Origin of the sequence: Xylophilus sp., assembly GCA_009914555.1 — a bacterium.
Taxonomy (GTDB): domain Bacteria; phylum Pseudomonadota; class Gammaproteobacteria; order Burkholderiales; family Burkholderiaceae_C; genus WNDY01.
Map to the genome: position 1 here is coordinate 22,158 of WNDY01000053.1, position 6,659 is coordinate 28,816.

Here is a 6,659-nt window from a genome sequence, read left to right on the forward strand (position 1 = left end):
CGATGGCGGAGATCGCGGCAGGCGGGGGCGCGGCGGACGGCAAGGGCACAGGCGGGCGGGGAAGGCAGGAGGGCGGTCGATAAAGTCCGGATTATCCATGAGCCATCCCACTTCCCCTGCCTGGACCGACGCGGCCCGGGCCGCCGCCTTCGATGCCTGGCTCGCTCCGCCGGCCGTGCGCCTCGGCCTCGACACCGCCAGCCTGCGCCTGGCCTCGGCCGACGCGAGCTTTCGCCGCTACCTGCGCATCGACCGGGCCGACGGCGCCGGCAGCCTGATCGTCATGGACGCACCGCCCGACAAGGAGGACTGCCGTCCGTTCGTGCAGGTCGCGGCGCTGATGGAGGAGGCCGGCCTGCGCGTGCCCGAAGTGCTCGACTGGAACGGGCCGCTGGGGTTCATGCTGATCACCGACCTGGGCCGGCGCACGGTCATCGAGGCGCTGGACCCCGGCGACCCGCAGGCCGCGCTGCCGCACTACCTGGCCGCGGTCGACGCGCTGGTCGCCTGGCAGAAGGCATCGAAGCCCGGGGTGCTGCCGGCCTACGACGGGGCGTTGCTGCGGCGCGAGCTGGCCCTGTTCCCCGAGTGGTACCTGGGCCGCCACCGTGGCGTGCAACTCGATGCGGCGCAGCAGCAGGTGCTCGATACGGCATTCGATGCGATCGTGCGCGAGAACCTGGCCGTGCCGCAGGTCTACGTGCACCGCGACTTCATGACGCGCAACCTGATGCTGCCCTCGGGCGGCGACCCGCGACCGGGCGTGCTGGACTTCCAGGACGCCGTCCACGGCCCGATCACCTACGACATCGCCAGCCTGCTGCGCGATGCCTTCATCAGCTGGCCGGAGGAGTTCGTCATCGACGTCACCGTGCGCTACTGGGAGGCCGCGCGGCGCGCCGGCCTGCCGGTGCACGAGGACTTCGGCGCCTTCTGGCGCGCGGTGGAATGGATGGGGCTGCAGCGCCACCTGAAGGTGGCCGGCATCTTCGCGCGGCTCACGCTGCGCGACGGCAAGCCGCGCTATCTGGGCGATGCGCCTCGTTTCATTCATTACGTTCGTGCGACAGCGGACCGCTACCGCGAGCTCGGGCCTTTTCTGAAGCTGATCGACGAGATCGAAGGCATCGAAGCGCAGACCGGCTGGGTGATCGGGCGCTGATGCCGCGTATCCATTGCGCCACCCGGCTGTCCACCGGCATCGAGCTTGACCTGCCGAGCGGCGCTGCGCGCCATGTGCAGGTGCTGCGCCTCCAGCTCGGCGACACGGTCACGCTGTTCGACGGCGCGGGCGGCGAATACACCGCGGGCATCACCCATATGGGCCGCGCCGACGTGCGGGTGCGGGTGGGCGCGCACGATGCGGTCGAGCGCGAGGCGCGCCGCGCCATCCACATCGCCAGCGGCATGCCGGCCAACGAGCGCATGGACTGGCTGGTCGAGAAGGCGGCCGAACTGGGCGCCGCCAGCCTCCAGCCGCTCGCGGCCGCGCGCAGCGTGCTGCGCCTGTCGGGCGAGCGGGCCGGGAAGAAGCAGGCCCACTGGCAGGGCGTGGCCATCGCGGCCTGCGAGCAGTGCGGCCGCAACCGTGTGCCGACCGTGCATGCGGTGCGCGACATCGCGGACTGGCTGCGCGGCGGCGCGGACGGCTGGCCGCAGCGCCGCCTGCTGCTGTCGTTGCGCGAGGGCAGCCGGCCGCTGCGCGAGGCGGCGGGCGACGGCGACAGCCCGGTGCTGGTGCTGCACGGCCCCGAAGGCGGCCTGGCGCCGCACGAGGAAGACGCCGCGCTGGCCGCGGGTTTCGCGCCGGTCACGCTCGGGCCGCGTGTGCTGCGGGCCGAGACGGCGCCGCTGGCGGTACTCGCAGCACTCGGTTAGAAATACTCCCGGGGTGATGCCGCTGTAGCGATTGACTGCCGAGCGCAAGCGTATGATACTGTCAGGAGTATATGAGGCGTCAGTCCGTATCGCCGCCGCCCGCCAGCACCTTGCGCACCGTTTCGCCGCCAAAGCCGCGCGCCATCAGGAAGCGCGCCTGCTTCGCCCGCTCCCGGGCATCGGCCGGCGGCGCGTCGAAGCGCCGCTGCCAGACCTCGCGCGCCCGGGCCAGCTCGGTCGGCGCCAGCTCGGCCAGCGCGCCGGCGATCGCCTCGGGCGCGACGCCCTTGGCGGCCAGCTCCTGTCGCAGCCGCGCCGCGCCCAGCCGGCTGGCGCGGCGGTGCACCAGCGACTGCACCACGCGCTCCTCGCTGATGAAGCCCTTGGCCGTCAGCTCGTCGAGCACCCGGGCCAGTTCGCCTGGCGTCTGCTCGTGCGGGCGCAGCTTGCGCTCCAGCTCGGCGCGCGAATGCTCGCGCCCGGCCAGGTGGCGCAGCGCGCGGCCCTTGAGCGAGGGCGGCGGCCCCGGCGGCCGCGCCACGGTCACTCGGCGGCGGCCGTTGCTGCCGGCGGCAGCAGGGCGATGCCGAGCGATTCGCGCACCTTGTTCTCGATCTCGCGGGCGAGGTCGGGGTTCTCGCGCAGGAACTCGCGCGCGTTGTCGCGGCCCTGGCCGATCTTCTCGCCGCCGTAGGCATACCAGGCGCCGGACTTCTCGACGATCTTGGCGGTCACGCCCATGTCGATGATCTCGCCCTCGCGGCTGATGCCCTCGCCGTAGAGGATGTCGAACTCGGCCGTCTTGAAGGGCGGGGAGACCTTGTTCTTCACCACCTTGACCTTGGTTTCGTTGCCGATGGCCTCGTCGCCCTTCTTGATGGTGCCGATGCGGCGGATGTCCAGCCGCACCGAGGCGTAGAACTTCAGCGCGTTGCCGCCGGTCGTGGTCTCGGGCGAGCCGAACATCACGCCGATCTTCATGCGGATCTGGTTGATGAAGATGACCATGGTGTTGGTCTTCTTGATCGTGGCGGTCAGCTTGCGCAGCGCCTGGCTCATCAGGCGGGCCTGGAGGCCCGGCAGCGCGTCGCCCATCTCGCCCTCGATCTCGGCCTTGGGCGTGAGCGCGGCGACCGAGTCGACCACGATCAGGTCCACGGCGCCCGAGCGCACGAGGCTGTCGACGATCTCCAGCGCCTGCTCGCCGGTGTCGGGCTGGCTGATCAGCAGGTCGGGGATGTTCACGCCGAGCTTCTGGGCGTACTGGATGTCGAGCGCGTGCTCGGCATCGACGAAGGCGCAGGTGCCGCCCTGCTTCTGCATCTCGGCGATGGCCTGCAGCGTGAGCGTGGTCTTGCCCGAGGATTCCGGGCCGTAGATCTCGATGACCCGGCCGCGCGGCAGGCCGCCGACGCCCAGGGCGATGTCCAGGCCCAGCGAGCCGGTCGAGATGACCTGGATGTCCTCGATTGCCTCGCCTTCGCCCAGGCGCATGATCGTGCCCTTGCCGAACTGCTTCTCGATCTGCGCGAGGGCGGCCTGCAGGGCCTTGGCCTTCTCGGCGGCGGCGGCGCTGGTCTTGGTGGGTGCGTCCATGAATGCAATCTCCGGTGTGGATCTGTCGTGTTGCCAGCGGCCTGTTCGGATGACCAGCGCTGGATGCGTGAACAGTATTTTAGGGTTGCATACTTTTCGATCAAGTTAATAAATGGTCAGTTTGGTTTACCATCTGACGATGGCAACCACCTGGCATCTGGGCCGCCTGCTCGGCGAGGCGATGCGGCGCTTCGACGAACGGGTGCTGTCGCTCATGGCGCACGACGTGGAGGTGCCGCTGGCGCTCTCGAACCTGGCGGCGCGCCAGCAGGTGAGCGCCGCGCACATCCACATCACGCGCCACCTCGACGAGCACGGCGCGCGGCTGACCGAACTGGCCGAGCGCGCCGGCATGACCAAGCAGGCCATGGGCAAGCTGGTGGACCAGTGCGCGGCCTGGGGCCTGGTGGTGCGCGAGGGCGACGCGCGCGACGCCCGGGCGCGCACCGTGCGCTTCACGCCCGCGGGGCTCGGCTGGCTCGCGGGCTTCCGCCGCGCGGTGGCGCAGGCCGAGGCCGAATTCACCGAGGCCGTCGGCGCCGAGGTGGCGACGGTGGTGCGCATCGGGCTGGAGGCATATACCGGGTAGCGCTTCTAGAATCCAAAAAAACGCCTATGGAGACACCGCCATGCGAATCCTCATCGCCGAAGACGACCAAGTGCTGGCCGACGGCCTGCTGCGCACGCTGCGCTCCTCGGGCGCGGCGGTGGACCATGTGGCCAGCGGCTCCGAGGCCGACGCCGCGCTGCTGGCCAACACCGAGTTCGACCTGCTGATCCTCGACCTGGGCCTGCCCCGGCTGCACGGGCTGGAGGTGCTGAAGCGCCTGCGCGGCCGGGGCCAGGCGTTGCCGGTGCTGATCCTCACCGCCGCCGACAGCGTGGAGGAGCGCGTCAAGGGCCTGGACTTCGGCGCCGACGACTACATGACCAAGCCGTTCTCGCTGCAGGAGCTCGAAGCCCGCGTGCGGGCGCTGACGCGGCGCGGCATGGGTGGCACCAGCAACGCGATCAAGCACGGCCCGCTGGTCTACGACCAGGCCGGCCGCGTGGCGACCATCGACGGCAGGATGGTCGAACTCTCGGCGCGCGAGCTGGGCCTGCTCGAAGTACTGCTCCAGCGCGCCGGCCGCCTGGTCAGCAAGGACCAGCTCGTCGAGCGCCTGTGCGAATGGGGCGAGGAGGTCAGTACCAACGCGATCGAGGTCTACATCCACCGCCTGCGCAAGAAGATCGAGAAGGGCCCGATCCGCATCGCCACCGTGCGCGGGCTCGGCTACTGCCTCGAAAAGATCCCCGCGCCCGCTTCCACCACGGCGACATGAGCCTGTTCCGGCGCGAGCAGCGCTCGCTGTTCGGGGAAATCCTCGACTGGATGCTCACGCCGCTCTTGCTGCTGTGGCCGATCACCCTGGCGCTGACCTGGCTGGTGGCGCAGAACCTGGCCAACAAGCCGTTCGACCGCGCGCTCGAATACAACGTCCAGGCGCTCGCGCAGCTCATCACGGTGCAGGGCGGGCGCGCCCAGTTCAACCTGCCGCAGCCGGCCAGCGAGATCCTGCGGGCCGACGATTCCGACCTCGTCTACTACCAGGTCATGGGCACGCGCGGCGAGTTCCTCTCGGGCGAGCGCGACCTGCCGCTGCCGCGCGAGGACGAGCGCCAGAGCGTCGGCGAGGTCCGCCTGCGCGACGACGAGCTGCGCGGCCTCGGCGTGCGCGTGGCCTGGGTCTGGGTGCGCCTGCCGCTGCCCGACGCCGAGCCGGCCCTGGTGCAGGTGGCCGAGACGCGCGAGAAGCGCAGCGTGCTGGCTACCGAGATCATCAAGGGCGTGATGCTGCCGCAGTTCGTCATCCTGCCGCTGGCGGTGCTGCTGGTGTGGCTGGCGCTGGCGCGCGGCATCAAGCCGCTGTCGCAGCTGGAGGAGCGCATCCGCGCCCGCCGCCCCGACGACCTGAGCCCGCTCGACGACGGCGCGGTGCCGCTGGAGGTGGCGCCGCTGGTCTCCTCGGTCAACGACCTGCTGCAGCGGCTGCACGACTCGATGGCCACGCAAAAGCGCTTTTTGGCCGACGCGGCCCACCAGCTCAAGACGCCGCTGGCGGGCCTGCGCATGCAGGCCGACCTCGCGCAGCGCCAGGGCATCAGCACCGACGACCTCAAGCGTTCGCTCCAGCAGATCGGACGCGCCAGCATCCGGGCGACGCACACCGTCAACCAGCTGCTCGCGCTGGCGCGGGCCGAGGGCGGCGGTGCGCCGATCGCGCGTGTGCCCTGCGACCTGGCTGAGCTGGCGATGGAGGTGGTGCGCGACTCCGTCCCGCGCGCCATGGACAAGCGCATCGACCTGGGCTACGACGGCGCCGCGCCCGGCGTGCCGGGGGTCGAGATCGACGGCAACCCCACGCTGCTCAAGGAGCTGGTGCGCAACCTGCTCGACAACGCGATCAACTACACGCCCGCGGGCAAGGGTGCGGCGTCGGTCGTCACCGTGCGGGTGCTGGCCGACCGGTTCGGCCGCGTCGTCATGCTCCAGGTGGAAGATTCGGGCCCCGGCGTGCCGCCGGCGGAGCGGGAGCTGGTCTTCCAGCCGTTCTACCGCGCGCTCGGCACCGACGCCGACGGCTCGGGCTTGGGCCTGCCGATCGTGGTGGAGATCGCGCGCCAGCACGGCGCGCAGGTGGCGCTCGACGATGCCCATCCGGGCCATGTGCCGCCGGGGGCGCGGTTTACCGTGCGGTTCCCGGCACGAGTCGATACCCCAGGGGGATAGGGTCTCTCGCGATTGAAAGAAAAGCGCTAGGGGATCATTGGGGGGCGAGTATGTCCTGCTCGGCCTGCGCCAGCAGCCAGTCGCGAAAACAGCCCAGCGCCGGCACCGGCGCCCGGCCCTCGGGGTGGCAGAACCAGCAGCCCAGCGTGCTGCGGTAGCCCGGCAGCGGCTCGGCCACCAGGCCGTTGGCGATCTCGTCGGCCACCAGGCAGCGCGGCACCAGCGCCAGGCCCATGCCGGCCATGACAGCGCGGTTCATGGTCTGGAGCGAACGCCTGGCCGGCCGAGCCTGTCCGAAATTTTGTGTGTGAGGCATAGCATGTCAATGAGGAGCATGTATGCCGACGAGCAAGACGAAAACGAAGAACGCAGCGATAGCCGCCCGAACGGCGGCGTTGCCCACGATCCCCAA

General features: G+C 70.7%; 7 protein-coding genes and 1 pseudogene. 5 read left to right on the forward strand and 3 right to left on the reverse strand.

The features are described 5' to 3' along the window. The first annotated feature begins 97 nt into the window (after positions 1-97). Together GAK38_RS18850 and GAK38_RS18855 are read left to right on the forward strand one after the other, a co-directional pair. Positions 98-1,162, forward strand: coding sequence for an aminoglycoside phosphotransferase family protein (locus tag GAK38_RS18850; RefSeq protein ID WP_325346493.1), 1,065 nt, complete (start codon positions 98-100; stop codon positions 1,160-1,162). Next, a complete protein-coding gene (locus tag GAK38_RS18855; RefSeq protein WP_325346494.1) occupies positions 1,162-1,878 on the forward strand; it encodes a 16S rRNA (uracil(1498)-N(3))-methyltransferase in 717 nt (238 codons plus the stop codon). Before GAK38_RS18850 ends, GAK38_RS18855 begins: the two co-directional genes overlap by 1 nt. A 79-nt stretch (positions 1,879-1,957) precedes the next feature. Here GAK38_RS18855 and recX read toward each other — a convergent pair whose 3' ends face one another. Both recX and recA read right to left on the reverse strand, forming a co-directional pair. Beyond that, a complete protein-coding gene (gene recX, locus GAK38_RS18860) occupies positions 1,958-2,425 on the reverse strand; it encodes a recombination regulator RecX (RefSeq protein WP_443089247.1) in 468 nt (155 codons plus the stop codon). Next, the gene (recA, locus tag GAK38_RS18865) at positions 2,422-3,474 is read right to left on the reverse strand and encodes a recombinase RecA (RefSeq protein WP_325346496.1); all 1,053 of its coding nucleotides are present in this window, start codon (positions 3,472-3,474) and stop codon (positions 2,422-2,424) included. The genes recX and recA overlap by 4 nt, the downstream gene beginning before the upstream one ends. Positions 3,475-3,613: 139 nt before the next feature. Between recA and GAK38_RS18870 the strand changes: the two genes are divergently transcribed. Genes GAK38_RS18870 through GAK38_RS18880 form a run of 3 tightly spaced genes read left to right on the forward strand, consistent with a single transcriptional unit; the run spans position 3,614 to position 6,247 of the window. Then, positions 3,614-4,063 carry a MarR family winged helix-turn-helix transcriptional regulator gene (locus GAK38_RS18870; RefSeq protein WP_325346497.1) on the forward strand — a complete coding sequence of 150 codons (450 nt, stop codon included), beginning with the start codon at positions 3,614-3,616 and terminating at the stop codon, positions 4,061-4,063. 40 nt (positions 4,064-4,103) lie between these two features. Next, positions 4,104-4,799 carry a response regulator gene (locus GAK38_RS18875; RefSeq protein WP_325346498.1) on the forward strand — a complete coding sequence of 232 codons (696 nt, stop codon included), beginning with the start codon at positions 4,104-4,106 and terminating at the stop codon, positions 4,797-4,799. Beyond that, a complete protein-coding gene (locus GAK38_RS18880; RefSeq protein ID WP_325346499.1) occupies positions 4,796-6,247 on the forward strand; it encodes a sensor histidine kinase N-terminal domain-containing protein in 1,452 nt (483 codons plus the stop codon). Before GAK38_RS18875 ends, GAK38_RS18880 begins: the two co-directional genes overlap by 4 nt. Positions 6,248-6,281: 34 nt before the next feature. On the opposite strand, the pseudogene GAK38_RS18885 reads toward GAK38_RS18880, so the two are convergent. After that, positions 6,282-6,536 (reverse strand): annotated as a pseudogene (locus GAK38_RS18885) (LysR substrate-binding domain-containing protein); the annotation flags it as partial. Positions 6,537-6,659: the final 123 nt, after the last annotated feature.

Bases quoted from the DNA above. Each gene is read 5' to 3' on its own strand.
- GAK38_RS18850 (WP_325346493.1), top strand. From the start codon at position 98: ATGAGCCATCCCACTTCCCCTGCCTGGACCGACGCGGCCCGGGCCGCC.
- GAK38_RS18855 (WP_325346494.1), top strand. From the start codon at position 1,162: ATGCCGCGTATCCATTGCGCCACCCGGCTGTCCACCGGCATCGAGCTT.
- recA (WP_325346496.1), bottom strand. From the start codon at position 3,474: ATGGACGCACCCACCAAGACCAGCGCCGCCGCCGCCGAGAAGGCCAAG.
- GAK38_RS18870 (WP_325346497.1), top strand. From the start codon at position 3,614: ATGGCAACCACCTGGCATCTGGGCCGCCTGCTCGGCGAGGCGATGCGG.
- GAK38_RS18875 (WP_325346498.1), top strand. From the start codon at position 4,104: ATGCGAATCCTCATCGCCGAAGACGACCAAGTGCTGGCCGACGGCCTG.
- GAK38_RS18880 (WP_325346499.1), top strand. From the start codon at position 4,796: ATGAGCCTGTTCCGGCGCGAGCAGCGCTCGCTGTTCGGGGAAATCCTC.